Here is a 26298-nt window from a genome sequence, read left to right on the forward strand (position 1 = left end):
TTCAGTTGGCGTCGGACGTGGATGGTAGCGGCAGGCGCAGGGTGAAGGTCGTTCCCTGGTCCGGCTTGCTTTGCACTTCCATCTGGCCCTTGTGATTGTTGGTGATGATGAAATACGAAACGGAAAGACCCAACCCGGTTCCCTGACCCACCTCTTTGGTGGTGAAAAAGGGCTCGAAGATTCGCTTGCGGATGTGTTCGGGGATGCCACCGCCGTTGTCTTCCACATGAATTTCAGCCCATGGCGGGTTCAGACGTGTCCGCAACACGATCTGCCCACGGCCTCGCTCCGGTTTCTGGTGGATGGCCTGGGCCGCGTTTTTCAGAAGATTCAGCAGTACCTGTTCCAGCTCGTTGCCGATGCAGGGGACTCGGTCCACTTGCGGATCGAAGTCGCGGATGATCTCCAGCGAGCGAAAGTCGAACCCCTCCATCAGCGCGAAGTCGTTACCGGCGATCTCCAGCGCCTGATCGATCAGTACGGGCAGTTGGCATTCGGCCAGTTGGCGGTTGCTCATGCGGCTGAAGCTCAGCATGTGGCTGACGATCTTGGCCGCGCGCGAGCCGGCCTGCTGGATCCCGTCGAGCAGCTGCGGGATTTCTCGCCGTTGCAGGTATTGATTCACCGCTTCCAGCCGAACGCCGGTGTCGTCGGCTGCTTCGCGGTTTCGCTCCAGGTCCGGTGACAGCCGCCGACGGATGTTCTGTGCGTTGTGCAGGATCGCCCCGAGGGGGTTGTTGATCTCATGCGCCATGCCTGCGGCGAGACCGCCCACTGAAAGCATCTTTTCCGATTGCACCATGATCTCTTCCATATTGATGCGTTCGGTGATGTCGTCGATGCGAATGACCACGCCACCGCCGCCCATCAGGGGATAGAGCGTCAGCGCGTAATGTCGGGGCTCGTCGTTGAAGGTCCAGGTGACGCGCTCGATCTTTTCCACCTGATGCCGTTCGGAAGCTCGGCGAATCTGAGTCAGGAAGGGTCTTAGCGGCTCGAAGGCGATGAACACGGGTTGGTTCAGCGCGTCGTCGATGGAGGTGCCGGAGAGTTCGCTGGCCTGCTGGTTCCATTGGGTCACGTAGAGCTGCTCGTCCAGAGCGATGAGCACCGATGGCATCGAGTCGATGATGCTGTTCAGGTAGTTCTGAAAGCCGGTGAGCTTCTTCTCGATCTTGCTGCGAACCTGTACTTCCAGCTCCAGCTTGCGGTTGGTGTGGCGGGTTTCCTCGGCCAGTCCCTGGGCATGGTCGAACGCTTCCTGAGCGTCGTCGCGCGCACGCTTGAGCTGTTGTTCCCGTGCCTCCATGCGCGACAGCATGGTGTTGAAGGCATCGGCCAGATGTCCGATTTCGTCGCGGTTCCTCGGCGTCGCGCGAAGCGAGTAGTTTTCTTCGCGTGTGACCTGGCGGGACAGGGCCTCGAGGTCATGGATCGGGCGGGTGATCATCTGCCGGATCTGCCGGGCGACCAGTATCCAGAGCAGTAGGCTGGTCAGAAGGATGGCGACGCTGGCAGTCAGGGTGCCGGTGTAGAAGGCCCCTGGCAATTCGCTACTGGCCACGATCAGCAGGTGGCCCGGAGGCCCTTCGGCTTGTGGTAGTTCCACCAGTAAATTGGCGCGCATCTCAGTCTTTTGCCATGCGGGTAGCTCGCTTACCTGCTGCGGCAGGCCCAGCGAATCGCCGTGATACAGCTGTGCCAGGCTCTGGCCCTCGCTGTCGTAGATCGCTGCTGCGCGCAGCGGGGCATAATCGTTCAGCTTCCGCAGGAGCCCGTCGGCGGCTGCTTCGGATGCCAGGGCGCGGTTGCTCAATTCGGGCGTAGAGAACAGCGCCCCAAGGGTATGCATGGCCTGCGGCGCAACACTCTGGCGGGAGATCCAGTAGGCCGCGCTGATGAAGACGAGATTCGATACCAGCAGCACTGCGGCAAGCAGTACGAGCAGGGCGATCAGCAGTTTGCGGCCGACCGGGAGATTTTCAAGGTGCTGGCGCAGAGTCATGGCAGGCACTGACTTAGGGTGTTTCAGCAGGGTAGCGGTGCCTCAGTCCGCGGGCAATCCGTGGGCACGCAGGAATGCCTGGAGCTGTTGCTGCAGGCTGAACAGCGCCGGCACGTGCAGATCGTGCTGTCCCGCGGCCAGACAAGCCTGGCCGAGCAAGAAGCTGACTTCGGTCCGGCGTCCGTTTCGCACGTCCTGGTGCATCGAGGAATAATTGTTGGCCGTTGCCTCGATGATCGAGAGCACTTCGCCTTCGAGCCCATGAGCTGCGTCACCTTGATCGCAGGCTCGGAGCACCTCCGCGAGTTCATTGCAGAGTCGGTGGAGCTGCTTTGGGAATGCGCGCAGGTCGCCGTTGCGGCAATCATTCAGGACGGTCAGGGGATTGATGGCGCAGTTGATCGCCAGCTTGCGCCAGAGCTTGCCCATGATGTCTTCCGTCCAGCCGTGCGGAATGCCCGCGGCGACCAGATCGGCGAGCCAGGATGGCTGATTGCGATGGTCGGGTTCGCCCAGCCAGTTCTGTCCTTGGCCGGCATGGACGATTCGGAAGTCAGCCTGACGATAGGCGCCCTCGGTACTTGAAACGAATATGCAGCGGCTGCCGGGCCAGCGTGCCGCAATGGCCTGCTGGCTGCCCAGGCCGTTCTGCAACAGAAGAATTTGCGATCCATTGACCAGACGCGATGCCACCTCGGCGATTGCGTCTTGCGCATCGTATGCTTTGCAGGCAACCAGCAGCCGGTTTATCGGCGTGGCTGCATCCGGCAGCTCCGCGGGTACCGGATAGACAGCGGTGACGCCGGCCTCAGTCAGGCTCAGGCCACCCGCGGCGCGGTAATCAGCGAGTCGTTGCGGGTTGCGTAGGATGACTTGCACCGGTGCGCCGGCGCGGTGCAGGCGCGTCGCCCAGAGCCCGCCGAGGCTGCCAGCGCCCAGAACATACCAGGTGTCGATCATCAGGCTGGCTGCCGGAAACGCAGGGGCACGATACGTCCAGTGGTGTATGCGTCGGGCAGCAGGGCCGCGGCGCTTTCGATCAGCGTCTGGGGCTCGACCGGCAGGGTACTCGCATCGAGGCTGACCAGACCGATGCCGGCCTTGATCGAAATGAAGCCTTCACTGGTCTTGAACGCCTTGAGGTTGAGCCCTTCGTGCAAGCGTTTGAAGCTGCTCGGCGAACAACCGCGCAAGTCGTCGACCAGGGCGAGCAGGCCGAAGTGGTGATCATCCAGGCGGGTGAGGGTATCCAGCGGCCGCACCAACTGCCCCAAGCGCCGAGCGATGCCTCTCAGCAGTTCGTGATGAAGAAGCTCGCCGTAGCGCTCTCGCTGACCGAGGAGCTCCGGCAGGCCGATCACCAGATAGCACAACGCGCCGCCACGGCTCTCGATATGACTCAGGCTGTCGCCGAGCCGCTGACGAAGATGGCGCATGTTGCCCAGCCCGGTAATCGGGTCGATCAAGTTGCGATTTTCCAGGCTGGCGATGTTCTCGGTCAGTAGACGGTTTTCCCGCATCAGCCGTTGCAGCGAGCCACAAAGCCGGTCGGCGGCATATACCCGAGGTACCAACTGCTCGTTCATCACCGACTTGCCGATGAAATCATCCACGCCATGATCGAATGCCTTGCTCAGCACGTCCTGGCCGTCCCGCCCGGTCAGTAGAATGATATAGGTGTAGTGATGGGACATTTCGTCCTGCTGACGCACCTGGGTGGTCAGTTCCAACCCGTCCATTTCGGGCATCAGCCAATCGGCGAGCAGAACATTCGCCGGGCGTTGCTCAATGAGTTCCAGTGCAGCACTGGCGCTATTGGCGAAGCGAATGTCCTCGTACCCGGCCTTGGACAGGGCGCGGCCGATCATCACGCTTGAAAACTTGGCGTCGTCGACCACCAGGATGCTGAGTTGGGGGTTGGGCATTCATGCGCTCGGTTAAGAAGGGTTGCCGTAACAGGCCGGTGGCCGGGCGTTATTGGCCTGAACCGTTATAATGATCGCGCATTTGAATCGTCAAGCTAAGCGCGCTGGGTCACACCGCAGCGCCCTTTTTATAGGAGGAAAGGCCATGCCTTCGTTCGACGTGGTGTCCGAACTGGACAAACACGAAGTTACTAACGCCGTCGACAATGCGCTCAAGGAACTGGACCGGCGTTACGATCTGCGCGGTAAAGGTACCTTCGAGTTCAAGGAGCTGACGGTCCATCTGACCGCCGATGCTGACTTCCAATTGGAGCAGATGCTGGAGATCCTCAAGCTGAGCCTGGTCAAGCGCAAGATCGATATTCAGTGCCTGGAGTTCAAGGATCCGTACCCATCCGGCAAGTCGGTCAAGCAGGACGTGGTGCTGCGCGAAGGCATCGACAAGGAGCTGGCGAAGAAAATCGTCGCCCATATCAAAGATGCCAAGCTCAAGGTGCAGGCGGCCATTCAGGGCGAGCAGGTTCGGGTGACCGGCAAGAAACGCGATGATCTGCAGGAGGCCATCGCCCTGCTGCGGGCCAAGGATTTTGGCATGCCATTGCAGTTCAACAACTTCCGCGACTGATGCCCCGGGCATCGTTGATGCCTTCCGCTTTAGCCGAGCGGCCGTCTGACGGCACGCTCGGTTTCCCTGAGGAGTTTTCCACTGATGGATTTCAGTGTCGATTATCTGGTCGATCTATCCGAGGCTTGGCTGCCGATCGTCCTGCAATACGGTGCTCAGCTATTGCTGGCGCTGGCAACTTTCCTGATTGGCTGGTGGCTGATCAACAAACTCGTCAGCAATCTTGGCGGCCTGCTACAGCGACGCCAGGTAGACCCTTCACTGCACGGCTTTATCGAGAGCCTGTTGGGCATCGTGCTGAAGGTGCTGCTATTGGTCAGCGTGGCGTCGATGATCGGGGTGGAAACCACCTCCTTCATCGCCATGATCGGCGCGGCTGGTTTGGCCATCGGTCTGGCACTGCAGGGCAGTCTCGCGAACTTTGCAGGTGGGGTATTGATCCTGCTGTTCCGTCCGTTTCGAGTCGGCGAGTGGATCGAGGCTCAGGGTGTGGCTGGCACCGTGCATTCGATCCAGATCTTCCACACGATTCTTAAATCGGGCGACAACAAGACCATCGTGGTGCCCAACGGCAGCCTGTCCAACGGACACATCACCAATTATTCGCGCGAACCGCGTCGTCGCGCCGATATCAACGTCGGAATCGACTACAGCGCGGATATCAAGCTGGCGCGCAAAATCCTGCTGGAAATCGCAGAGGACGAGCGCGTGTTGCGTGACCCTGAACCGGCGGTCTTCGTGACAGGGCTGGGTGATAGTTCTGTCAATCTGTCGCTGCGGGTCTGGGTAGCGACCGGCGACTTCTGGCCGGTGACCTTCGATTTCACCGAGCTGCTGAAAGAACGCTTCGACGAGGCGGGCATCGGCATTCCGTATCCGCAGCGTGTGATGCATCTGGTCCAGAGTTGACGCTCAGTAAAAAAGAAGCCGGCGATTTCGCCGGCTTCTTTTTCAGCTTCGCTCGGTAGACGGGACCGAATCAGAGGCTTCTGGTAGCCGGCGGCTGCGGGACCACTGCCAGGCAATCAGCACCAGAGTCGGTACGCCGAGCAGTGCCGTGACCAGGAAGAAATCGCTGTAACCCAGGTGCTCGACCATGACGCCGGAGTAGCCGCCCAGCAGGCGTGGCAACAGCAGCATTAACGAACTCAGCAGGGCGTACTGGGTTGCCGAAAACTTCAGATTGGTGAGGCTCGACAGATAGGCGACGAACGCCGTGGAGGCCAGGCCGCCACTGAAGTTGTCGCAAGAGATGGTGACGATCAGCATGTTCAGGTTGGCGCCCATCTCCACCAACAGCATGAACATGAGGTTGGTGGCCGCTGATGCGACACCGCCAATGAACAGGATCGGCAGGATGCTGAAACGGACGATCAGCAGACCGCCAAACGCCGCGCCGAGCAGCGTCATGATCAGTCCGAACAGCTTGCTGACGCTGGCGATCTGATCCTTGCTGAAGCCTTGGTCGATATAGAAGACATTGGCCATCACGCCCATCACCGTATCCGACATCCGGTACGTGGCGATCAGCCCCAGCAGCAACAGCGCCTGCCAGCGATAGCGCAGAATGAAATCGGTGATCGGCGTCAGCACCGGCCCCATCAGAATGCGGCCAGGACCGGACAGACAGCCCCAGCAGATCAGCAGATACATGGTGCCGCGTGGCCAGTAACCGCCCCAGTAGGACTGGAACATGCCGGTAGTCGACACCATCAGGATGATCAGCACGATTACCGAAACCGCCTGATGCACGAAGTCGAATCGTGCCGGGCGCTGACGCTGTCCGGCCTGGTGCAGCATCTGCCTAACAGGGAACAGCAGGGTCCGCCCCCAGGGCGACAGCGAGCCGATGATGAATAGCAGGTACAGCGTGGCGCGGGGCCAGGCCTGGGCAATCAGCGCGTTGATCATCGCCGGTACGGATATCAGCAGGACCAGCAGCAAACCGACTCCCGCCAACTGGTGGTTGAAGCTGTATTTCGAGGGCTCGTTGGGCAGCGGCGCGGCGCCCTCCGGCTCGGGAATCAACAGGCTGGTCACCAGGCCCGGCAGTATCAACAGCGCGAAGGCGATATAGGTCGTAGCCCAGGCGCTCTGGCTGTATTCGAGATTGGTCGAGCCCAGCCATTCGGCGAGAAACAGTGCGCCGGCGCTGGCCAGCAGCATAGCGATCCGGTAACCGGTCATGTAGCTCGCGGCCAAGGTTGCTTGCAGCTTGTCCTCGGCGATCTCCAGCCGATAGGCGTCGATGGCGATGTCCTGGGTGGCCGAAGCGAAGGCCACAGCGACAGCCAGGGCGATCAACATGGTCAGGTTGTGCTGCGGGTTGCACAGCGCCATGCCGATCAGCCCAACGGCGATCACCGCCTGTGACAGCACCAGCCAGGAGCGGCGGCGCCCCAAAGCGCCGATCCAGGGCAGACGCCACTGGTCGAGCATCGGTGACCAGACCCATTTGAATGCGTACGCCAGGCTGATCCAGCTGGCGAAACCGATGGTTTCGCGCGATACGCCTGCTTCCCGCAACCATACCGAAAGCGTGGAAAACACCAGGATTGCGGGCAAGCCTGCGGCGAAGCCGAGCACCAGCAGGGTCAGCGAAGCGGGGCTGGCATAGGCGGCGAGTGCGGCGCGCCATGTTTCACGGGACATATGACGGGACGGACAGGAATATGAAGCGCGCACTCTACCCGCTGTGCTCCGACGAATGCCAGCCGTGCCGACGTATGTCGACGCGGTCGTTGATGATGGTCACGCCCTCGGCGCGTAACCGCATGCGCTGCTCATGCCCCGCGGCGGTGCCTGCTGGCAGGCTGAGCCGTCCGCCTGCGCCGATCACCCTGTGCCAGGGCAGGCTGGTGCCATCCGGTAGTTGCGACATCAGCCGGCCAACCCAGCGCGCGGCACGACCGAGTCCGGCCATGGCGGCCACCTCGCCATAGCTCACCACCTTGCCCGTCGGGATCTGGGCCATGACGAGGTAGACGGCGGCGCGACGCGCTTCGGCGTCGGCACCCGGAGGTAATAAAAGTGGCTGGTCAATCATGCGGAATGCTTCCTTCGTGAGCCGGGACCGATTGAGCGGCGCTGAACTCGTTTCCCGTTCAGCGGTCAGTGCTTGCTGTGACCAAAAGCATAGGGATAATGCCTGCCTTTTAACCGCATCTGCCCAGAATTTCAGTCATCTATGCTCTCTAGAACCCTGCTTTGCGTGTCTCTTTCCGTACTCTCCCTGCCTTCGTTCGCCGATACCGTATGGTTGAAGAACGGTGATCGCCTGACCGGCAAGATCAGTGTGATGGATGGCGGTAAATTGCTGATCGAGACCGACTACGGCGGCTCGATTCCAGTGAAGTGGAGCCAGGTCGCGACGCTGGAAAGCAACCAGCAGTTGCTGATCAAGCATGACGATGTGACCGGAGAAGTGGCCAAGTCGCTCCAGGCTGCTGACGACGGCACGGTCACGCTGAGCAACGGCGGGGTGCCGCGTACGGTTTCGCTGGCCAGCATCACCCAGATCATCCACCCGAAACCGCTGATCCAGGATCTGACCTGGAAAGGCAATATTGACGTGGCGCTGGATTACAAACGCGCAGAAACCGATACGGACGATTACGACGTCTCCTTCGATACTTCGGCACGTCATGGTCTCTGGCGGCATAACGGAACGGCCAACTACAACCGTGAATACCGCGACGGCGTGACCGCGACCGATAACTGGGACGCCGAATACGCGCTGGATCGGTTCATCGACGAGCATTGGTTCTGGCAAGGACGCTTCGAATACAAGCGCGACAAGGTCGAGGACGTTCGCCGTCAGCGCACACTGGGTACCGGTCCGGGTTATCAGTTCTGGGATAACGAGCTGGGTGCCTTCTCCCTTGCCTCGCTAATCAACCGCAGCGACTACGAGTTTGCGAGTGGAGAGACGGAAAATTTCTATTCGTTGGCTATGAAGTGGCAGTACAACCGCTATCTGGTGGGCAAAACGTTCGAACTGTTCAGCAACGGTGAAATCGGCAAACCGCTGGAAAACGTCGCCGATTATGAGCTCGATGCCGAGGTGGGGTTGCGCTACAAGGTGACCGACTGGGCGTCGCTGAACATGAAAGCCGAAAAGGACATCGTCAGCGGCTCAGAAAGCGAGATGGATGAAACGCGCTACAGCATCGGCTTCGGAGTGGGTTGGTAAGCGCCTAGTAAAGACGAAGAGAAGCGCTGAACGCTGGAGGCTTGACGAAAGCTTGCCGGCGTACAGCGCGGAACCTGCAATATTGCCTCCAGCCTCCAGCCTCCAGCCTCCAGCCTCCAGCCTCCAGCCTCCAGCCTCTTCCTAGAGGCGCAGCCCGCCATCCAGCTCCAGAATGCGTCCGGTGTAGTAATCGTTTTCGAAGATGTAGGCGACCGAGTGGGCGATTTCCATCGGCTTGCCGAGCCGCTTCAGTGGAATGCCGGCGGCCATCTTTTCCAGCGCTTCGGGTTTCATGCTGGCGACCATTTCGGTCTCGATGAATCCTGGCGCAACACCCGCCACACGTATGCCGTAGCGTGCCAACTCCTTGGCCCAGACCACCGTATCCGCCGCTACGCCGGCCTTGGCGGCGGAATAGTTCGCCTGGCCCATATTGCCGGCTCGTGAAATTGAAGAGATGTTGACGATCGCGCCCTGACGCTTCAGCTCGATCATCTTCGCGGCCACTTCGCGGGTGCAGAGAAACACGCCGGTCAAGTTGACATCAATCACCGCCTGCCATTGCGCCAGGCTCATTTTCGACAGCTCGCCATCCTTCACCTTGATGGTCAGGCCATCGCGGAGGATGCCGGCATTATTGACCAGGCCGTCCAGGCCGCCGAAGTCGTCGCTGACCTGGCTCACCATGTGGCTGACCTGTTCTTCATTGGTCACGTTGCACACGTAGGCCCGCGCATCGCCCCCCGCGCTCTTGCAGGCCGCGACCGCTTCGTCCAGTCGATCCTGATTGAGGTCGACCAGCGCCAGTCGCGCGCCTTTGCCGGCGAGGTATTCGCCCATCGCGCGACCCAGGCCCTGGCCACCGCCCGTAATGATGATGACTTTGTCTTTGAGCTGCATGCGAATCTCCGTCTGTGGTTCTTGTCGCGGGAAACGACGCCCGCAAGTGAAACCGTTATGCTGAGCGCCCCGCCGAATCGAACAAACCTATCGAGGAATCCCTGTGCGCGCTGAAGCCGTCAAGCATGCCCGACAACTCCTGCTCAAGGAATACCGAGGCGTGCTCTCGACGCACTCCGCAGCGATGCCCGGATTTCCCTTTGGCTCCTCGGTGCCCTACTGCCTGACCGAAAACGGCTGGCCGCTGATTCTGATCAGCCGAATCGCTCAGCACACGAAGAATCTTCGGGCCGATCCGCGCTGTTCGTTGTTGGTGGCCGAGCGCGGTGTCGAAGACGTACAGGCCAACGGGCGCCTGACCGTGCTGGCCGAGGCGCGTCAGCTCGACGATGCGTCAGCCATCGACGCAGCGGCGGCGCGTTACTACCGTTACTTTCCCGAATCGCGTGATTATCACAGGGCGCACGACTTCGATTTCTGGGTCCTGCAGCCGGTGCGTTGGCGCTACATTGGCGGCTTTGGTGCGATTCACTGGTTGGACGACGTGGCGCTAGGCAACCCATTCGCGCGTGCGGGCGGCGCTGAGAACGGCATGCTTGAGCATATGAATGACGACCATGCCGCAGCCATCGCCCATTATGTCGAGCGGGCCGGGTTGCCATCCGCGCCTGCTGCGCAGATGGTAGGAATCGACAGCGAAGGCTTTCACCTTCGCATCGGCCAGGCCATTCACTGGCTGGCGTTTCCAGACACCTGCGACAACCCGGGTGCGGTGCGCCAGGCCCTGGTGAGCATGGCACGCAACTGATTCAGCCTGATGTAAGCACAGGGGTGAATAATCCGGTTACAGCCTGCTCTTTGGGCGGGTTGAATTCGGTACAAGCTGCCGTCATCTACACGAGATCGGAAGCCGTTCTTCCGCCAAGGACTATCGATGCGTATTTTCTTACTGCTGTTTCTCCTATTTCCGCTGGCCGAGCTGGCGTTGCTGATTCAGGTCGGCAGCTCGATCGGTGTGCTGCCGACCATTCTGCTGCTGGTCATTAGCGGTATGGCCGGCGTTCTATTGTTGCGTCTGGCAGGTTTCGCCACCGCCTGGCGGGCACGCGAGCGATTGGCGCGCGGCGAGTTGCCAGAGCGCGAAATGCTTCAGGGTCTGATGATGGCCATCGCGGGGGGCTTGCTGTTCCTGCCTGGCTTCCTCAGCGACATCATCGCGTTGCTGGTGCTGTTTCCGCCCTCGCGCAAGCTGTTTCTCGGCTTCGTTGGCCGCCGTGTCGAGGCCCAGGCTCAGCGCCGTCGAGCTTTTGCCGATGACCTGCGCCAGCAACAGGAGCGTCAAGCCGGGCCACAACGCCCCAACGTGATCGAAGGCGAGTGGGAACGCCGCGACAAGTGACGCTCGGTGTTCGTGAGAAGGCATGCGCAGGCATGCCTTTTTCATTTTTCAATGCAAAAAATCAACGCTGTGCCCTTGAAATCATTTTTGCCGCCCGCATGTAGCGGTCACCGCAAGGTCGCTGTCGTGTTCGACAGTCCGTCTTCTGCGGCTCGCATTGCGGGCCGCAACCGGCACCGCCGGATTTGCCCAACCCGCCGATGAGAATGCATCGGCATGGAAACCACTGTACTAGGAGAGATCGACAATGAAGCTTCGTCCTCTGCATGACCGCGTCGTGATTCGCCGCAGCGAAGAAGAAACCAAGACCGCAGGCGGCATCGTGCTGCCGGGCTCCGCTGCCGAAAAGCCGAACCGTGGCGAAATCGTTGCAGTTGGTACTGGTCGCATTCTGGACAACGGCGAAGTACGTGCGCTGGCCGTCAAGGTTGGCGATCAGGTCGTATTCGGCCCTTACTCCGGCAGCAACACCGTCAAAGTCGACGGTGAAGACCTGCTGGTGATGAGCGAGAACGAAATCCTCGCCGTCGTCGAAGCCTGATCAGCGCTCGCCCCATAGCGAACTGCGCTCCATCAACAGAATTTGAGGAAGAATCAACATGGCTGCTAAAGAAGTTAAATTCGGCGACTCCGCTCGCAAGAAGATGCTCACCGGCGTCAACGTCCTGGCTGACGCGGTAAAAGCGACCCTCGGCCCGAAAGGCCGCAATGTTGTCCTGGAAAAGAGCTTCGGTGCTCCGACCATCACCAAGGACGGCGTTTCCGTAGCCAAGGAAATCGAGCTCAAGGATCGTTTCGAGAACATGGGCGCGCAGCTGGTCAAGGACGTTGCGTCCAAGGCCAACGACGAAGCCGGTGACGGCACCACTACCGCTACCGTTCTGGCTCAAGCCATCGTCAACGAAGGCCTGAAAGCCGTCGCTGCCGGCATGAACCCGATGGACCTCAAGCGCGGCATCGACAAGGCGACCATCGCCATCGTTGCCGAGCTGAAGAATCTGGCCAAGCCATGCACTGACTTCAAGGCCATCGCCCAGGTCGGCACCATCTCCGCCAACTCCGACAGCTCCATCGGCGACATCATTGCCGAAGCCATGGAAAAGGTCGGCAAGGAAGGCGTCATCACCGTTGAAGAAGGCTCGGGCCTGGAAAACGAACTGTCCGTCGTAGAAGGCATGCAGTTCGACCGTGGCTACCTGTCCCCTTACTTCATCAACAAGCCGGACACCATGGTTGCCGAGCTCGACAGCCCGCTGCTGCTGCTGGTCGACAAGAAGATCTCCAACATCCGCGAATTGCTGCCGGTGCTGGAAGGTGTCGCCAAGGCCGGTCGTCCGCTGCTGATCGTCGCTGAAGACGTCGAAGGCGAAGCCCTCGCCACTCTGGTCGTCAACAACATGCGTGGCATCGTCAAAGTCGCTGCCGTCAAGGCGCCAGGCTTCGGCGATCGCCGCAAGGCCATGCTGCAGGACATCGCTATCCTGACTGGCGGTACCGTGATTTCCGAAGAAGTCGGCCTGAGCCTGGAAACCGCTACCCTGGAGCATCTGGGTAACGCCAAGCGCGTCGTGCTGAACAAGGAAAACACCACCATCATCGATGGTGCTGGCCAGCAGGTTGACATCGAAGCCCGCGTTGCGCAGATCCGCAAGCAGGTCGAAGACACCACGTCCGACTACGACAAAGAGAAGCTGCAAGAGCGTCTGGCCAAGCTGGCTGGCGGTGTTGCCGTGATCAAGGTCGGTGCCGGTACCGAAGTCGAGATGAAAGAGAAGAAAGCCCGCGTCGAAGACGCCCTGCACGCCACTCGCGCAGCTGTCGAAGAAGGCGTGGTGCCTGGCGGCGGTGTTGCCCTTGTACGCGCTCTGCAATCCATCTCCGAGCTGAAGGGCGAGAACGAAGACCAGAACGTCGGTATCGCGCTGCTGCGTCGTGCGGTCGAAGCGCCGCTGCGTCAGATCGTTGCCAACGCCGGCGGCGAGCCGAGCGTGGTGGTCGACAAGGTCAAGCAGGGTGAAGGCAACTACGGCTTCAACGCTGCGTCCGACACCTACGGCGACATGATCGAAATGGGCATTCTCGATCCGGCCAAGGTTACCCGTTCCGCACTGCAGGCTGCTGCCTCCATCGGTGGTCTGATGGTTACCACCGAAGCCATGGTCGCCGAAAGCATTGACGACAAGGCTGCTCCAGCCATGCCGGATATGGGTGGCATGGGCGGTATGGGTGGTATGGGCGGCATGATGTAAGCCAGCCGGCTCCCGCTTAGCTGTATGAAAAGGCCCCGCTTCGTGCGGGGCCTTTTTTTTCGTAACTGAAGCGACATTCATGGCGCTGTCATGCTTCGGTGGCAGCGTGACCACCTTTGCCGTTCGTTGCCCTTGCGAGCGAAAGCGACCATTGGTCGTCTGGCTGGGCGGCAGGCTAAATTGTGATCTATGGTGAGTTTCTCGACTCACCTAATAACAAGGGCTTGCGCGATGAAGCTTGAAATTGCTCGAGGACTTTTTTTAGTCGGCGCACTCAGCGTTGCTTCCTTGTGCGCTGCTGCCTGGAGCGAGCCCGACGCTCGCGTCGTGTCGCGCAGCGATGTCAGTGATCATTGTCCAGTGCCGCGAGTCGCTCGAGTTTCTTCGATCGACGTGCGGCCAGATCACGATCTGCTGCTATTCATGTACGGCCTATCTCAAAGCCTGATCGGGCGTGGTTGACGGACAAGCTCCGCGCTATCGCTGACGGGGCGGTGTTCTTCAAGGAGGCGGTAATGAAACGCGCTGCGCTTATCTCGGTGTTAGGCGCGTTTTTTCTTGGACAAGCCCATGCAGCAACCATGCGCTGTGACGGCGGACTAATTGCCACAGGCGCAGGTTCGTTTGAGGTGCTGACCAAATGCGGCGAGCCTTACGACAAGGAAATCGTGGAGCCTGCAACCCGGCCTGACGGGAATCCGGCAAGGGGATCTGTGACTGTAGAGACATGGATTTATGGTCCAGATAATGGGGCGCATCGCTTCCTGCGTTTTATAGACGGGCAGTTAGTCAAGATCGAAACCCGTCGGTTATAAGCCCCACATCAGGCTATTTACTCAATCAAGCCGCCCTGTCTGGACTTGCCAATAGCGTGTAAACGGCCGGCAGAACGAATAGCGTGAACAGGGTGCCGACCGTCATGCCCGTGGCGATCACCATTCCGATATCGAAGCGGCTGACGGCGCCGGCACCACTGGCCAGGATCAGCGGAATCATGCCGAATACCGTTGCCGCCGTCGTCATCAGGACCGGTCTCAGTCGAATCGCCGCCGCTTCTTCCACGGCTTCGCGGCGGCTCATACCCTGCTCGCGGCGAAGCTGATTGGCGAACTCGACGATCATGATGCCGTGTTTGCTGATCAGCCCGATCAGCGTCACCAGTCCGACCTGGGTATAGATGTTCATGCTCGACAGGCCGAGAAAGAGCGGCACCAGCGCGCCACAGATCGACAGCGGCACCGTGACGAGGATTACCAGCGGATCGCGGAAGCTCTCGAACTGCGCCGCCAGCACCAGAAAGATCACCGCCAGCGCGAGCGCGAAGGTCGTGTACAGGGCGTTCCCCTCCTGAATGTACTGGCGCGACGCGCCGGCGTAATCGAAGGTGAATCCCTGCGGCGCTTCTTCCTGAGCGATGCCGAGCAGCGTGTCGATCGCCTCGCCCATGCTGACGATAGGGAAGCCCTGTATCGTCGCTGCGTTGAGCTGCTGGAACTGCTTCAACTGCGTCGGCCGAGCCCGGTCGCGCACCTTGATCAAGGTCGACAAGGGCACCATCTCGCCCTGGTCGTTCTTCACGTAGTAGTTCTTCAGCCAGCCGGGATTGTCCCGGTAGGCCCTTTCAACCTGGGCGATCACCTTGTAACTGCGACCCTCGATGGTGAAGCGGTTGATCTCGCTTTCGCCGAGCAGGGTGGCCAGCGTCACGCCGAGGTCTTCCATCGTTACGCCCATTTGCGCGGCCTTTTCGCGGTCGATATCGACGACGATTTCGGGTTTGTCGAACGCCAGATCCACGTCGAGGAAGGCGAACTTGCCGGACGCTTCGGCTCTTTCCTTGATGCGCTCGGTGACCTGCAGCAGCGACTCGTAGTCGCTCGCGGTATTGATCACGAACTGAAAGGGAAGGCCTTCGCCAGTGCCGGGCAAGGATGGCAGGTTGAAGCCGAACACCTGCAAGCCAGGAATGCTGTCGAGCTTGGCCTGGACCTCCGGCAATACCTCCATCTGAGTACGCTCGCGCTCATCCCAAGGCTTCATCAAAAACCCGCCAATGCCGCTCTGTACGCCGTCGAACCCATTGATCTGGAACCAGGAGTAGTACTCGGGGAAGGATTTGAAGATTTCCAGAAACTGGTCGGTATACGCGTTCAGATAATCGAGGTTGGTCGTTTGCGGTGCGCTGGCCATCATGAAGATGATGCCCTGATCCTCTTCCGGAGCCAGTTCGCTTTCGGTGAATGTGAGCAGAACCGGAATCAGCCCGAGCACGATCACGGCGAACACCAGTACCACGGGACGGGTATTCAGCGTGCCGTGCAGGGCGCGCTGGTACCGCAGTTTCAGGCGGTCGAACAGATTGTCCAGCCGGTGCGCCAGGCCCGTCGAGCTCTCTTCATGACGCAACAGCCGCGAGCACATCATGGGCGACAAGGTCAGCGCCACAACGCCGGAGATCAGCACCGCGCCGGCCAGCGTCAGCGCGAATTCCTGGAACAGCGCGCCGGTCAGCCCTTGCAGGAAGCCGATAGGCGCGTACACCGCCGCCAGGGTGATGGTCATGCTGACCACCGGCATGGCGATCTCGCGCGCCCCGTCGATGGCCGCCTGGAAGGGTGTCTTGCCTTGTTCGATGTGCCGGTGGATGTTTTCGACCACGACGATGGCGTCGTCCACTACCAGGCCGATCGCCAGAACCATGGCCAGCAGCGTCAGCAAATTGATCGAATAACCCATGGTCTGCATAAAGAACATCACGCCAATCATCGACAGCGGAATGGTCACCACCGGAATCAGTACCGAACGCAGCGAGCCGAGGAATAGGAAGACTACGACGATGACGATGACCACCGCCTCGGCGAGGGTTTTAACCACTTCGTCGATCGACGCCTGGATGAAGCGCGTCGCGTCATAGGCGATGGTTACCTTCAGATTCGGTGGCAGTTGCGATTCGATCTCCGGCATCACCGCGCGAACCTCGCGGATCACATCCAGCGGGTTGGCGCTCGGCGTGCTCTTGACGCCAATGTAGACCGAAGGAATGCCGTCGAAGGAGCTGATTGCGTTATAGCTTTCGGCGCCCATTTCGACCCGTGCAACATCGCCGAGCAGCACGCGACTGTCGCCCTGGGTTTTCAGCGGAATCGCCGCAAAGGCTTCCGGCGTCTTCAGATCGGTGTTGGCATTGATGCTAGTGACGACGTATTGGCCTTTCACCTCGCCGGCAGCGGAAAGGAAGTTGTAGCGACGCACCGCCTCGTTCACGTCGCTTGCGGACAGGCCATGGGCGGCGAGTTTCACAGGGTCCAGCCAAAGCCGCATGGCGAAGACCTGATTGCCGAGAATCTCCGCCTCGGCCATGCCGGGCAGGGTGGCCAGCTTCGGCTGAATCACCCGCGATAGGTAATCGGTAATTTGCGGATTGCTCAGCTGCTCGCTGTAGAAGCTGATGTACATGAGCGCGGTCGAATCGGCGGCTTGCTTGTTCAGCACCGGGTCTTCGGCGTTTTGCGGCAGCTGGTTCTTTACCGAGTTGGCCTGGCTCAACAACTCGGTGTAGAGCCGGTCAGTGTCGGCGCCGATGCGGGCGTAAACCGAGATGACCGACAGGTTCTGCCGGCTCACCGAGGTCATGTAATCCACGCCTTCGGCGCTGGCCAGACTCTGCTGCAGTGGTTGAGTGATATAGCCCTGGATCGTTTCGGCGTTGGCGCCGGGATAGGCGGTGGTCACCGTGATCAGCGCGCTTTCCATCTGCGGATACTGACGAATCACCAGGCTGTTGAACGCCTGGAAGCCGAGCAGCACGATCAGCAGGCTGACCACGCTGGCCAGCACCGGGCGGCGAATGAATGGGTCGGTAAAAGCCATGAGGATGTCTTTCCTGTGTCGACGTCAGCGGGCGTCGGACCCGTTGTTCGGCTCGAGTTCGAGCGTGCGCTTGTCGGCGATGGCCACGTGCGTGCCGGTGTCCAGCTTGAGCTGGCCGGCAATCACCACCTGTTCGCCGGCATCGAGCCCGTCGAGGATCACCACGCGGCCGTTGCGCCGCTCACCGGTTTCGACGAAGCGACGTTCCACCACCAGATACGGCTCGTTGCGTTCGGGCGCTTCGTCGCCTTCCTCGGGTTCGGGCGCCTGGCCTTCCTTCACCAGCAGTACCGAATTGCCGTACAGCGTGTAGGTGATGGCAGTCTCCGGCACGACGACCTGGGGCTCGTCGTCCGGCAACAGCACCTGCAGGTCGGCGAACATGCCGGGTAGCAGCCGCTCGCCGGGGTTGGCCAGCTCCGCGCGCACCTGAATGTTGCGGGTGGTGATGTCCACCTTGGGATTCAGGGCGACGAGGGTGCCCGTGAACCGCTCGCGGGGAAAAGCCGGCACCTGGATGTGCACGGGCAGGCCGATGGCGAGCGAGGGAACCTGTTGTTCGGCCACGTAGAAATCGACGAACAAGGTGGACAGGTCCTGCAGCGTCGCGATCGGCGTACCGGCGGCGACGAAGTCACCGACGTCCACCTGGCGAATGCCGATGGTTCCGGAAAAGGGCGCAAGAATGCGTTTCTTCGCCAGGCTGGCTTTCAGCTGCTCGACCGCGGCAGCTGCTTTTTGCGACTCGGCATTGAGCCGATCGAACTCGCTGCGCGAGATGGCCTGAGTGTCGATCAAACTGCGGGCTCGCTTGAATTCCACGTTTGCCAGATGCAGATCGGCTTCGGCCGCCGCAAGGCTTGCCTGCTCGATCTCGCTGTCGAGCAGAACGATCGGCTGGCCCTTGCTGACCTTTTCACCCGAACGAAACTGTACGTCGCTGACGGTGCCGACGACCTCCACGGATAGATCGATGCCCTGGGACGCCGTGAGCGTGCCGATCGCCGAAATTTGGCGCTGCCACGGCTGTCGGCGCGACTCCACGACCTCGACGTTGACGGGCGGCTTCGGGGCCTCGAACTGTTGGATCTGCGTGTATATGGAATTGAACTTGATGGCGGCGAGAATCAATACAACGACGATCACCGCGCCCAGCATGAGCAGCATGCGGCGCAACATTTTCCGTATTCCCTGGAGAGGTGAGCCGGCTGACTACTGCCATGAACGAGGCAGCCGTGCGGGTAAACACTGGATCACCGAATGCCGCCCTGACGGGATGCTCGGCCTTTTACTGTTCCGACCGGTGTGGTCGAGAACAGCGAAATTAGTCCCGAATTGAATGTATGTAAAGCAGTCGATAGACAGGCCCGACGTGCAGTCTTGGGCGCGCAAACAAGAGGGATAGAGCGGTGCGTCCAGCATTCGCCGTCACCGGCCCGCTTTTATGGCGAGGCCGGTGGGTCAGGGCAGGTTTGCGTCAGCCTGCGAGACGGTGGGTCACTTCACTGAGCTGCGCCGACAAGCCGTGCAGGTTCTGGCTGGCTTTTTCGGTGCGCTCGACATTGCTCTGATTGGTGGTGGCGATTGTGGTGATCTCGGTGAGGTTGCGTGAGATGTCTTCCGCCACGGAGGTTTGTTCCTCGGCAGCGGTGGCGATCTGCCGGTTCATGTCACGAATCGCTTCGACTTCCAGCGTGATGCGTTGAAGCATGCTGCCCGCTTCGGTGACCCGCTCGACTCCTTCATCGCTACGGCTCTGGCCGTTTTCTATCGCGCGCACCGCATCCACCGCGCCGGTCTGCACCGTATCGATGATCTGGTGAATCTCGGCGGTGGAATCCGCCGTGCGCCGGGCCAGCGTACGCACTTCATCGGCCACGACGGCGAATCCGCGGCCTGCATCGCCGGCCCGTGCAGCTTCGATGGCTGCGTTCAGGGCCAGCAGATTGGTTTGATCGGCGATGCCGCGAATGACCTCCAGCACCTTGCCGATTCGGCCACTGTCAGCCTCCAGACGGCGAATGACGTCGGCCGTATTGCTGATCTCGCCACGCATGTGAGTAATCGTCTGAATGGTCGAGCGCATCATGCTTTCGCCCTGCTGCGCCGAGTGGTCGGCAGCGTCCGCGGCGCGCGCGGCGTCAGCGGCGTGGCGTGCCACTTCTTGAGCCGTAGCGGACATTTCGTGCATGGCGGTTGCGACCTGATCGGTGCGCGAGAATTGTTCACGGGTACCTTGGCCCATCAGCGCCGCGATGGCGTTCAGTTCGCCGCTGGCATTGTCCAGGTCCGAGGTGCTGCGTTGCAGGCGGGTGAATGTATCAGCGAGAAAGTCGCGCAGAATGTTAGCTGCGGCTGCTAGACGTCCTAGTTCGTCGGCACGGCTGCTGTCGACGTGTTCGCTGAAATTGCCCTGGCTGAGTTTGGCGATGTGGTCGATCAGATGACGGATCGGGTTAATCAATTGGCGATTGACTAGCCACAGGCTGAGAAGAGCGACCAGCGCGCCAGCGATCACCATGATCAGCGACCCGGAAATGATGGCCTGGTCGGCGGCGTGGCCGATTTCATCGGAGCTGTGCTGCGCTGACTCACGCAGCTGTTCGACCAGAGCCCTCAGCTGTTCGCTGGTGGCGCGATCGATTCCCTGAACGGCTTCATCGCCGGCTACCGGATCGTTACCGGCGGCGATGTAAGCATCGCGCCCGGCTCGATAAGCGACACCGAGGGCACGATGTTCCGCTCGTAGCGCTTCGATCTTACTCGACAGGTCCGGTCTGTGGCTGCTCAGTTGTACGAGCGTGGACAGTAACTCCTGGACGTTGCGCTCCTGCTTTTCGAAGCTCTGCCAATACTTGTCCATGGCGTCAGGCGATTTGCCACGCAGCAGGACGTTCTTCCACTCCTGCACCTGCACCTTGAATTCCAGATTGGCTTCGTCAATCAATCGTGACGCCTCGATCGGACCTTTCAGCAGCGTCTGGTAGGCGGAAATGTCCTTGGACAGGAAGGAAAAACTGGCGAGGGCGATCACGAGCATCACCAGCAGGCTGGCGCCGATCAGGCCCAGCAACTGAGCCCGTAGAGATTTTTTCAGAAACATCAGAGCGTTCTCGTATCGAGGAGGTGCGCTTGCACTATTGGCAAGAACTAACCGGGTGCTCACAAGTGTGACCGCCCGGTCGCTCTGTTTTTCGGCGCGTCGTCTCGATACTTGAGAACTTTCAGACCAGGCGCAAATGGTTGTCCCAGAGCCCTGCCGGAAGTTGCAGTGGGGTACTGACGAAGCGCTCGCCCTGGCAGTCGACCAACCGGCAGCGGCCTTGCCCCGAACTCACCACGAAGCCCTGTTCGACCGCCGCGACGCCGGCGCAATCGGGCAGGTGGATTTCTTCGCGCAGCGCAGCGCTGTCCAGATCCCAGATGAAGACCTTATTGCCGCGCGGCGCCGTCACGGCCAGCAGGCGCAGCGGATCATTGATCGCCAGGCTGGCGGTGTACTGGTTCATTGTCTGGCGCTGCGCTTCACCCAGCGGGAACGCCTGGAACGCTTCGCCGGGACGCTTGATCGCCAGCAGCGGGACCGCATCCATGGGGTCGCCTTCGTACTGCTGGCCCGATACCACGGTGCCGTCTGCGGCAACCGCGAGGTGACGCACGCTATTCATCTGCTCGGGCAGTTGCTCCTTGCTGATTAGCGCGCCGTCGCGATAGAGCAGCACCAGACTCGGCTCCATGGCATCGAGATTCATCATCTCGCGGCTGTCGGCCTCGGTGCGGATGCCGCCGTTGGCAATTACTAGCGTCTCGCCGTCGGGCATCCAGAGCAGCTGATGCGGGCCGATGCCGTGGCTGGAGTGTTCGCCTTCGCGGACCAGCCGGCGCTCCTCGACGCGATATATGCCAATCACTCCGCGACCGGCATCCGTGGTGTCGTTCTCTGTGGCGTAGAACAGGTCGCCGCTGGCATGGAACACGCCATGACCATAGAAGTGGCGGTCGGGTGGCGAGGCGATGATCTGTAGCAAGGTGCCGTCCCTGCTGTCGATCAGATAGCTCTCGCGGCTCGGCCGACGCCCGACGAATACCGCCAACGGCAGATGCGGATGGACATAGACATCATGGCAGCGCTCATTGACCGGCGTGGCGAACACGCGGCTGCCGTCGAGTCGATAGCCGACCGCGTAATGACGACCATCGGCATCGTCGCGCGCGGAGAGCAGCAGCGGTTGCTCGCTATGACGGGTCAGTGTCCAGCCACCGACGGCGGAGACGGCGACCAGAGCACTGCCCAGTCCGAGAAAGGCTCTACGTTTCATATCAATCTCCGTCGTGAGCGTTGAAGCCGATCTGCACGCCCAGCGCGCGGGCCAGTTCGTTCTGATGCAAGCGGTGTAGTACGTCGATGTCCTGGTACAGCGCGTTCAGTCTTCCGCGACCGGCCTCGTCGGCGATTAGTTCGCTGAACGGCAGCATGATGTCCGTCAGGTGTTGGCGGGCCGTCGCGTAGGCGACGTCGATGCGTTTGACCAGGTCGGCCTGATCGGCCGGTACCAGACGTTTGAAGCCGTTGTCATCGGCGCCTTGCCAGAGTTTTTGTGCACCGGCGAGGGCGGCATCGATACTGCCGAGCGTGGCGTCGCTGCGCCAGGCTTCGGCCTGGAATGGCTGCGGGTAGCCTTTGGTCTGACGACCCAGCGGGGCGCCGAGCTTTTTCTTCAGGCCGTCCAGCGCGGTGACCTGGACGCGCAACAGATCGGCGATCGCCTCTTGCGATTCGGCGTAGCGCTCGTTGGGAAATTCGCTGAGTTGCGCGACCATGCCGCCTTCGGCCTGCCATTCCTCAAGCATGCTCGCGGCGAGCTTCTGCTGATGCTCGCCAATGGCCTCGAGCAACCGGCAATGACGCGCCTTGGACGCGTCGTCCTGCAGGTCGACGGCCTTGTCGAACAGCACGTATTCGTAAGCCGAAAGGCCCTGCAGCACGACGCTGGCGTTTTCCAGATCGGCCTGGGTCAGCTGGGGGTTCTTCTTCAGCAGGGCGGTGACCTGCCGTCCTACCAGGTTCTTTTTGTCGGGCCAGAACTGCACTTGCCAGGCTCGGTTGCCTTCGCCCATCGGCCCGATCAGCAGTGGTTGCAGGCCCGCCCAAGCGAATTGCGCCTGCAGGAAGGCCTTGCGCGCGTCGTCCAGCTCTTCGTTGCCTGCGCAAAAAGCAATGCTGCTCGCGGCCATGCGCCGGTTGGTTTCGGCCCACTGGCTATATGAAGGAAGCAGGACTTCATCGGCCAGGCTCTTGCTCGTTTCGGTAAAAGGATCGGACGGCGCGCAGGCGCTTAGCATCAGCCCCAGTGCGGTGACGGTAATGGCTGAAAGGTAACGGTTGGGATACATGTTGCTCCTCGGCAAAGGCAGGCGCCGGTTGAACCGGCGCTAGAGTGATTCGAGAAAGGCCAGCAGGGCGCTGCGTTCATCGCTGTCGAAACCGAGCACGGCCTGTTTGGCTCGCTCCGCTTCGCCGCCGTGCCAGAGTATGGCTTCGAGCAGGTTGCGCGCCCGTCCGTCATGCAAAAACTGAGTATGCCCGCTGACCGCTTCGGTCATGCCGATGCCCCATAGCGGTGGGGTTCGCCATTCACTGCCGCTGGCTTCGAACTCCGGCCGGTGATCGGCAAGCCCTTCGCCCATGTCATGCAGCAGCAGATCGGTATAAGGGCGAATCAGCTGATTGGCCAATTCGGGCTCGGCGGCATCGCCGGTGGTGAATGTTGGCACATGGCAGCTCTGGCAGCCGGCACGGTGGAACAGTGCTTTGCCCTGAAGGGTCTGGGGGGCGTCAACGTCGCGGCGCGCCGGTACACCCAGATTGCGAGTGTAGAACGACACCAGACGGAGGATGTTGTCACTGACTTCCGGCTCGCCCCCGTGGGGCATGGTCAGGCAATCCGTTTGCCGATCGGTACAGCTGTTGCCGGTGAACAGACTCGTGGTCAGGCCCATGTCGTTGAAAAACGCATCGGCATTCTGCTGGTTGAGGTTCGGTTGTCCGGCCTTCCAGCCGAAGCGGCCAATCGCGGTGTCGCGCGTGACCTGATCGAACACCCGGTTAGGGCGGCCGGAAATGCCGTCGCCGTTGCTGTCGTCCGGGTCGGCGTTGGCCAGTAGCGCTGCTTCGGGAATGGCTTCCAGCAGACCCAGGCCGATCATTTGCGGTGCCACACGGACGGAAAATTGCGTATCGGGATGCATGGGGCCGTAACCGAGCTCGGTGATGGCCAGCTTCGGTTCGCGCAGCTCGACTTCGAATCCGTCGGCGAATCGCTCGATCCGGGTGGCATAGCTGAGACGGACCTTGCCCTCCGGCATCACGCCGGGAATGGCCATATCCTGCAACTGACCACCGTAGACGGGCTCCGGTGCGATACCGCGCTCGCGGACAACCTCGGCGTGCTCGGCACCGGCGGGAATCGATAGCCGTACCAGCATGGAAACGGCATTGCCGCGCTCGGAATCCGCGGGATGGCCGCGACCGTCCTTGATGTGGCAGCTCTGACAGGCGTTGGTATTCATCAGCGGACCGAGGCCGTCGCGCGCCGTGGTCGAAGCCGGCGCAATGACCCAGGGATTTCGGAAGAAGCTGTTGCCGACACTGAAATCCAGTCGCCTCACAGGCGATAGATTGGCAGAGGGCATCGAGAAGGCGTTCTGATCGAACTTCATCACGGTCGCGCTACCGGCGGAAAGCGCTTCGCCCGGCTCGGCCTGCTCGAAGCGTGGCGCCTGCTCGCCGCAGGCGGCAAGACTCATGGCCAGCAGCAGGGCGATAGCAGAGCGAGAAAGCGGGTGCATCAGGTGTACCTGGGCGTGTGACAGGGCGGCAATCTTAGCAGCCTAATGGAGTGTGAATAAGAGCAGTTTGCATTTGGTCTGGCTCTGGTTGCTACAGCTTGGCTGTTAGCGAAAGAGCGCACCATGAACGGCATTCAGGGAGCGGCCTTGCACCGCTCCCTGAAACACTGGATCAGAACTGGTGATCGGCAGTGTCCGGGTTCAGGTCGCTGATACCCAGTGCGGCAGCGGCTTTCTCGATCGAACCGGTCTGTTGTACCAGCGCCCCGATCGCGGCGCGGACTTTTTCCTGCCCTTCATTATTGTCAGGTGCGATCAACTGATCGAACGCTTCACCCTCGTTGGCGCTGACGACCAATACCTGCATTTTGGCTTCGGTGGTTTCCAGATCGGTCTTCAGCGTGGTGTTGACCTGCGGATCGACGCCATCGACCAGCGAGGCCAGGCTCGGCCCGCTGAGCGTGCTGCCATCGACGCGGGTGTACTCGCCGAGATAGACGTTCCTGATGCCCTTGGCATTGAAGAAATGCGAGTTGTGGGTGTTATCGCTGAAGCAGTCGTGCTCGTCTTCCGGTGAGTTGGCTTCCAGCGCGACCTTCATGCGCTCGCCCGCCAGTTCGCCGAGCGAAAGGCTGCCCATGCCGAAGAACATCTTGCGCAGGCCATTCTCGGCAGATTCGCTTTCCAGGCTGGCGCGATAGTTGTCGGCGACACCGGGCTTCCACTCGTTGACCATCTCTTCGAGGTCGGTGACCAGGAGATCGGTCGCGGCTTTCAGGTAGGTGCGGCGGCGATCGCAGTTACCGCCGGTGCAATCTTCACCCTCGATATAGTCGCTTACGGGACGGTTACCTGCGCCAGGGCCGGTGCCGTTCAGGTCTTGACCCCAGAGCAGGAATTCGATGGCGTGATAACCGGTGGCGACGTTGGCTTCCGAGCCGGCCAATTCGTTCAGGCTGCCGAGCTTCTCGCCGGTGATTTCGCTGACGTCGAGCTTGTCTTCGCCGATCTGCAATTCCTTGTTGGCGATGATGTTGGCAGTGGCGCCGGGGTTGCCCAGGGCGTGCTGATAGTCGCCCTCGACGTAGTCGATCATGCCTTCGTCCAGCGGCCAGGCGTTGAGCTGGCCTTCCCAGTCATCGACCACGGCGTTGCCGAAGCGGAACACTTCGGTCTGCATGTAGGGCACACGTGCGGCGAGCCAGGCGTCCTTGGCGGCCTGCAGGGTTTGCTCCGTCGGATCGGCGAGCAGGGCGTCGATGGCTTCCTGGAGCTTCATTGCAGTGCTGTGCGCATCACTGAAGATGGCATGCGCCATGTCCGCGTAATGCTTGACCACCGCCTGTGCGGCTTCTTCGTTCAGGGTCGCTTCTGGCGCGCTCGCAGTTGCCGGCTCGCTCTGGGTGGTTTGCGGAGCGGCGGCCTGTTCGGCTGGCGCTTTGTCTTCGCCGCAACCTGCGAGTGAAATGGCGACAGCGAGAAGGCTGGCAGTGGCCCAGACGGGGGTGCGTAGCATGGCGGGTTCCTTTGCTTGCAGGTGAGTAAAGGGAATGCCGACCGACGAGGTGCGACTATTCGCTGCAGGGCATAATGCGAAAGATTTGCATTTTGTGCAAAGAAATTGCGTGGAGCAGGTCGCGTCTGCGATCCGGCTGTGTGGCTAGAATGCATCTCCGAATCCAGACCTTTATGGAGATATTCGATGAGCCTGGGCGCCGTGCTTGCGTGGGTCGTGCTGTTTCTTGTCATTGCTTATGCGGTGGTGCTTTACAACGGTCTGGTGCGCCTCAAGCACGGCGTAAGCAAGGCCTGGTCGAATATCGATGTGCTGTTGCGTCAGCGGCATGAAGAGCTGCCCAAGCTGGTGGAGACCTGCAAGCAATACATGCAGCACGAACGCAGCACGCTGGAGCAGATCATCAGGGCGCGTAACGCCGTGTCCGATGCACGCGAGCAGGGCGATGTCGGAGCGCTCGGGCAGGCCGAAACCGGACTGCGTGCGGGGCTCGGGCGGCTGTTCGCGCTGGCTGAGAATTATCCGGAGCTACGTGCCAACGAGAGTTTTCGGCATCTGCAGCAGCGCATCAGCGGGTTGGAAAGCGGTATCGCCGACCGCCGCGAGCTGTACAACGAGTCGGTCAATCTGAACAACGTGCGCATCGAGCAATTCCCCGACGTGCTGCTGGCGCGCGCATTCGGTTTCCGCGAGGCACCCTTGCTGCAGTTCAGCGAGGCGGAAAAGGCGGACGTCGACCTGAAGCCCCTGTTCGGTTGAGCGGGCTAC

The 26298-nt window shown here is 60.8% G+C and carries 23 protein-coding genes and 1 pseudogene; 10 read left to right on the forward strand and 14 right to left on the reverse strand.

Annotation, left to right across the window (positions count from 1 at the left end; translation table 11 throughout):
• Position 1: 1 nt before the first annotated feature.
• From E0D86_RS15885 to E0D86_RS15895, 3 genes are read right to left on the reverse strand one after another with little or no spacing between them, the layout of a single operon-like run.
• Positions 2-2005, reverse strand: a complete 2004-nt coding sequence (locus E0D86_RS15885; RefSeq protein WP_131651014.1) for an ATP-binding protein — start codon at positions 2003-2005, stop codon at positions 2-4.
• A gap of 42 nt (positions 2006-2047) precedes the next feature.
• Positions 2048-2965: a putative 2-dehydropantoate 2-reductase gene (locus tag E0D86_RS15890; RefSeq protein ID WP_131651015.1), complete on the reverse strand. Its 918-nt coding sequence runs from the start codon at positions 2963-2965 to the stop codon at positions 2048-2050.
• Complete coding sequence (locus tag E0D86_RS15895) at positions 2965-3930, reverse strand: response regulator (protein WP_131651016.1); 966 nt, start codon at positions 3928-3930, stop codon at positions 2965-2967. The genes E0D86_RS15890 and E0D86_RS15895 overlap by 1 nt, the downstream gene beginning before the upstream one ends.
• Before the next feature lie 145 nt (positions 3931-4075).
• Between E0D86_RS15895 and E0D86_RS15900 the strand changes: the two genes are divergently transcribed.
• Both E0D86_RS15900 and E0D86_RS15905 read left to right on the forward strand, forming a co-directional pair.
• Complete coding sequence (locus E0D86_RS15900) at positions 4076-4555, forward strand: YajQ family cyclic di-GMP-binding protein (protein ID WP_131651017.1); 480 nt, start codon at positions 4076-4078, stop codon at positions 4553-4555.
• An 84-nt stretch (positions 4556-4639) separates the two neighbouring features.
• Positions 4640-5464, forward strand: a complete 825-nt coding sequence (locus E0D86_RS15905) for a mechanosensitive ion channel family protein (RefSeq protein WP_131651018.1) — start codon at positions 4640-4642, stop codon at positions 5462-5464.
• 42 nt (positions 5465-5506) lie between these two features.
• Here E0D86_RS15905 and E0D86_RS15910 read toward each other — a convergent pair whose 3' ends face one another.
• Positions 5507-7207, reverse strand: coding sequence for an AmpG family muropeptide MFS transporter (locus E0D86_RS15910; protein ID WP_131651019.1), 1701 nt, complete (start codon positions 7205-7207; stop codon positions 5507-5509).
• 34 nt (positions 7208-7241) lie between these two features.
• On the reverse strand, positions 7242-7601 hold the full coding sequence (locus tag E0D86_RS15915; RefSeq protein WP_131651020.1) for an MGMT family protein: 360 nt from the start codon (positions 7599-7601) through the stop codon (positions 7242-7244).
• A 141-nt stretch (positions 7602-7742) separates the two neighbouring features.
• Between E0D86_RS15915 and E0D86_RS15920 the strand changes: the two genes are divergently transcribed.
• The gene (locus E0D86_RS15920; protein ID WP_131651021.1) at positions 7743-8747 is read left to right on the forward strand and encodes a DUF481 domain-containing protein; all 1005 of its coding nucleotides are present in this window, start codon (positions 7743-7745) and stop codon (positions 8745-8747) included.
• Positions 8748-8888: 141 nt separating this feature from the next.
• Here E0D86_RS15920 and E0D86_RS15925 read toward each other — a convergent pair whose 3' ends face one another.
• On the reverse strand, positions 8889-9647 hold the full coding sequence (locus E0D86_RS15925) for an SDR family oxidoreductase (RefSeq protein WP_131651022.1): 759 nt from the start codon (positions 9645-9647) through the stop codon (positions 8889-8891).
• 103 nt (positions 9648-9750) lie between these two features.
• On the opposite strand from E0D86_RS15925, the gene E0D86_RS15930 reads away from it, so the two are divergent.
• The 6 genes from E0D86_RS15930 (at position 9751) to E0D86_RS15955 (ending at position 14110) form a co-directional block, all read left to right on the forward strand.
• A complete protein-coding gene (locus E0D86_RS15930; protein ID WP_131651023.1) occupies positions 9751-10455 on the forward strand; it encodes a HugZ family protein in 705 nt (234 codons plus the stop codon).
• Positions 10456-10581: 126 nt separating this feature from the next.
• Entirely contained in the window at positions 10582-11046 is a 465-nt protein-coding gene (locus tag E0D86_RS15935) for an FxsA family protein (RefSeq protein WP_131651024.1), read from the forward strand.
• A gap of 247 nt (positions 11047-11293) precedes the next feature.
• On the forward strand, positions 11294-11587 hold the full coding sequence (locus tag E0D86_RS15940) for a co-chaperone GroES (RefSeq protein ID WP_131651025.1): 294 nt from the start codon (positions 11294-11296) through the stop codon (positions 11585-11587).
• A gap of 58 nt (positions 11588-11645) precedes the next feature.
• Positions 11646-13295 (forward strand): chaperonin GroEL, encoded by a 1650-nt coding sequence (gene groL, locus E0D86_RS15945; protein ID WP_131651026.1) that lies wholly within the window; start codon positions 11646-11648, stop codon positions 13293-13295.
• A 231-nt stretch (positions 13296-13526) separates the two neighbouring features.
• Positions 13527-13757: a hypothetical protein gene (locus E0D86_RS21665; RefSeq protein WP_131651027.1), complete on the forward strand. Its 231-nt coding sequence runs from the start codon at positions 13527-13529 to the stop codon at positions 13755-13757.
• A gap of 53 nt (positions 13758-13810) precedes the next feature.
• Positions 13811-14110, forward strand: a complete 300-nt coding sequence (locus E0D86_RS15955; protein WP_131651028.1) for a DUF2845 domain-containing protein — start codon at positions 13811-13813, stop codon at positions 14108-14110.
• A gap of 25 nt (positions 14111-14135) precedes the next feature.
• Here the strand turns inward: E0D86_RS15955 and E0D86_RS15960 are convergent, their stop codons facing one another.
• The 8 genes and pseudogenes from E0D86_RS15960 to E0D86_RS15990 form a co-directional block, all read right to left on the reverse strand.
• Entirely contained in the window at positions 14136-17165 is a 3030-nt protein-coding gene (locus tag E0D86_RS15960) for a multidrug efflux RND transporter permease subunit (RefSeq protein ID WP_131651029.1), read from the reverse strand.
• 24 nt (positions 17166-17189) lie between these two features.
• Positions 17190-18344, reverse strand: coding sequence for an efflux RND transporter periplasmic adaptor subunit (locus tag E0D86_RS15965; protein WP_131651030.1), 1155 nt, complete (start codon positions 18342-18344; stop codon positions 17190-17192).
• Positions 18345-18642: 298 nt separating this feature from the next.
• Positions 18643-19410, reverse strand: coding sequence for a methyl-accepting chemotaxis protein (locus E0D86_RS22010; protein ID WP_371924086.1), 768 nt, complete (start codon positions 19408-19410; stop codon positions 18643-18645).
• A 165-nt stretch (positions 19411-19575) separates the two neighbouring features.
• A pseudogene (locus E0D86_RS22015) lies at positions 19576-20268 on the reverse strand (methyl-accepting chemotaxis protein); the annotation flags it as partial.
• Between the two features lie 121 nt (positions 20269-20389).
• Positions 20390-21484: a DUF1513 domain-containing protein gene (locus E0D86_RS15975; protein WP_131651032.1), complete on the reverse strand. Its 1095-nt coding sequence runs from the start codon at positions 21482-21484 to the stop codon at positions 20390-20392.
• A 1-nt stretch (position 21485) separates the two neighbouring features.
• Positions 21486-22559, reverse strand: coding sequence for an imelysin family protein (locus E0D86_RS15980; RefSeq protein WP_131651033.1), 1074 nt, complete (start codon positions 22557-22559; stop codon positions 21486-21488).
• Between the two features lie 39 nt (positions 22560-22598).
• Positions 22599-24014 carry a di-heme oxidoredictase family protein gene (locus E0D86_RS15985; protein ID WP_131651034.1) on the reverse strand — a complete coding sequence of 472 codons (1416 nt, stop codon included), beginning with the start codon at positions 24012-24014 and terminating at the stop codon, positions 22599-22601.
• A 172-nt stretch (positions 24015-24186) separates the two neighbouring features.
• A complete protein-coding gene (locus E0D86_RS15990) occupies positions 24187-25530 on the reverse strand; it encodes an imelysin family protein (RefSeq protein WP_131651035.1) in 1344 nt (447 codons plus the stop codon).
• Positions 25531-25716: 186 nt separating this feature from the next.
• Here E0D86_RS15990 and E0D86_RS15995 point away from each other — a divergent pair, with 186 nt between their 5' ends.
• A complete protein-coding gene (locus E0D86_RS15995) occupies positions 25717-26289 on the forward strand; it encodes a LemA family protein (protein WP_131651036.1) in 573 nt (190 codons plus the stop codon).
• Positions 26290-26298 lie beyond the last annotated feature (9 nt).

This window comes from Pseudomonas sp. IC_126 (assembly GCF_004331835.1).
GTDB lineage: Bacteria > Pseudomonadota > Gammaproteobacteria > Pseudomonadales > Pseudomonadaceae > Stutzerimonas.

Bases quoted from the DNA above. Each gene is read 5' to 3' on its own strand.
- E0D86_RS15900 (WP_131651017.1), top strand. From the start codon at position 4,076: ATGCCTTCGTTCGACGTGGTGTCCGAACTGGACAAACACGAAGTTACT.
- groL (WP_131651026.1), top strand. From the start codon at position 11,646: ATGGCTGCTAAAGAAGTTAAATTCGGCGACTCCGCTCGCAAGAAGATG.
- E0D86_RS15920 (WP_131651021.1), top strand. From the start codon at position 7,743: ATGCTCTCTAGAACCCTGCTTTGCGTGTCTCTTTCCGTACTCTCCCTG.
- E0D86_RS15975 (WP_131651032.1), bottom strand. From the start codon at position 21,484: ATGAAACGTAGAGCCTTTCTCGGACTGGGCAGTGCTCTGGTCGCCGTC.
- E0D86_RS15965 (WP_131651030.1), bottom strand. From the start codon at position 18,344: ATGTTGCGCCGCATGCTGCTCATGCTGGGCGCGGTGATCGTCGTTGTA.
- E0D86_RS15960 (WP_131651029.1), bottom strand. From the start codon at position 17,165: ATGGCTTTTACCGACCCATTCATTCGCCGCCCGGTGCTGGCCAGCGTG.
- E0D86_RS21665 (WP_131651027.1), top strand. From the start codon at position 13,527: ATGAAGCTTGAAATTGCTCGAGGACTTTTTTTAGTCGGCGCACTCAGC.
- E0D86_RS15935 (WP_131651024.1), top strand. From the start codon at position 10,582: ATGCGTATTTTCTTACTGCTGTTTCTCCTATTTCCGCTGGCCGAGCTG.
- E0D86_RS15910 (WP_131651019.1), bottom strand. From the start codon at position 7,207: ATGTCCCGTGAAACATGGCGCGCCGCACTCGCCGCCTATGCCAGCCCC.
- E0D86_RS15890 (WP_131651015.1), bottom strand. From the start codon at position 2,965: ATGATCGACACCTGGTATGTTCTGGGCGCTGGCAGCCTCGGCGGGCTC.
- E0D86_RS15885 (WP_131651014.1), bottom strand. From the start codon at position 2,005: ATGACTCTGCGCCAGCACCTTGAAAATCTCCCGGTCGGCCGCAAACTG.
- E0D86_RS15895 (WP_131651016.1), bottom strand. From the start codon at position 3,930: ATGCCCAACCCCCAACTCAGCATCCTGGTGGTCGACGACGCCAAGTTT.
- E0D86_RS15980 (WP_131651033.1), bottom strand. From the start codon at position 22,559: ATGTATCCCAACCGTTACCTTTCAGCCATTACCGTCACCGCACTGGGG.
- E0D86_RS15985 (WP_131651034.1), bottom strand. From the start codon at position 24,014: ATGCACCCGCTTTCTCGCTCTGCTATCGCCCTGCTGCTGGCCATGAGT.
- E0D86_RS15955 (WP_131651028.1), top strand. From the start codon at position 13,811: ATGAAACGCGCTGCGCTTATCTCGGTGTTAGGCGCGTTTTTTCTTGGA.
- E0D86_RS15915 (WP_131651020.1), bottom strand. From the start codon at position 7,601: ATGATTGACCAGCCACTTTTATTACCTCCGGGTGCCGACGCCGAAGCG.
- E0D86_RS15990 (WP_131651035.1), bottom strand. From the start codon at position 25,530: ATGCTACGCACCCCCGTCTGGGCCACTGCCAGCCTTCTCGCTGTCGCC.
- E0D86_RS15940 (WP_131651025.1), top strand. From the start codon at position 11,294: ATGAAGCTTCGTCCTCTGCATGACCGCGTCGTGATTCGCCGCAGCGAA.
- E0D86_RS15905 (WP_131651018.1), top strand. From the start codon at position 4,640: ATGGATTTCAGTGTCGATTATCTGGTCGATCTATCCGAGGCTTGGCTG.
- E0D86_RS15925 (WP_131651022.1), bottom strand. From the start codon at position 9,647: ATGCAGCTCAAAGACAAAGTCATCATCATTACGGGCGGTGGCCAGGGC.
- E0D86_RS22010 (WP_371924086.1), bottom strand. From the start codon at position 19,410: ATGGGCCAAGGTACCCGTGAACAATTCTCGCGCACCGATCAGGTCGCA.
- E0D86_RS15995 (WP_131651036.1), top strand. From the start codon at position 25,717: ATGAGCCTGGGCGCCGTGCTTGCGTGGGTCGTGCTGTTTCTTGTCATT.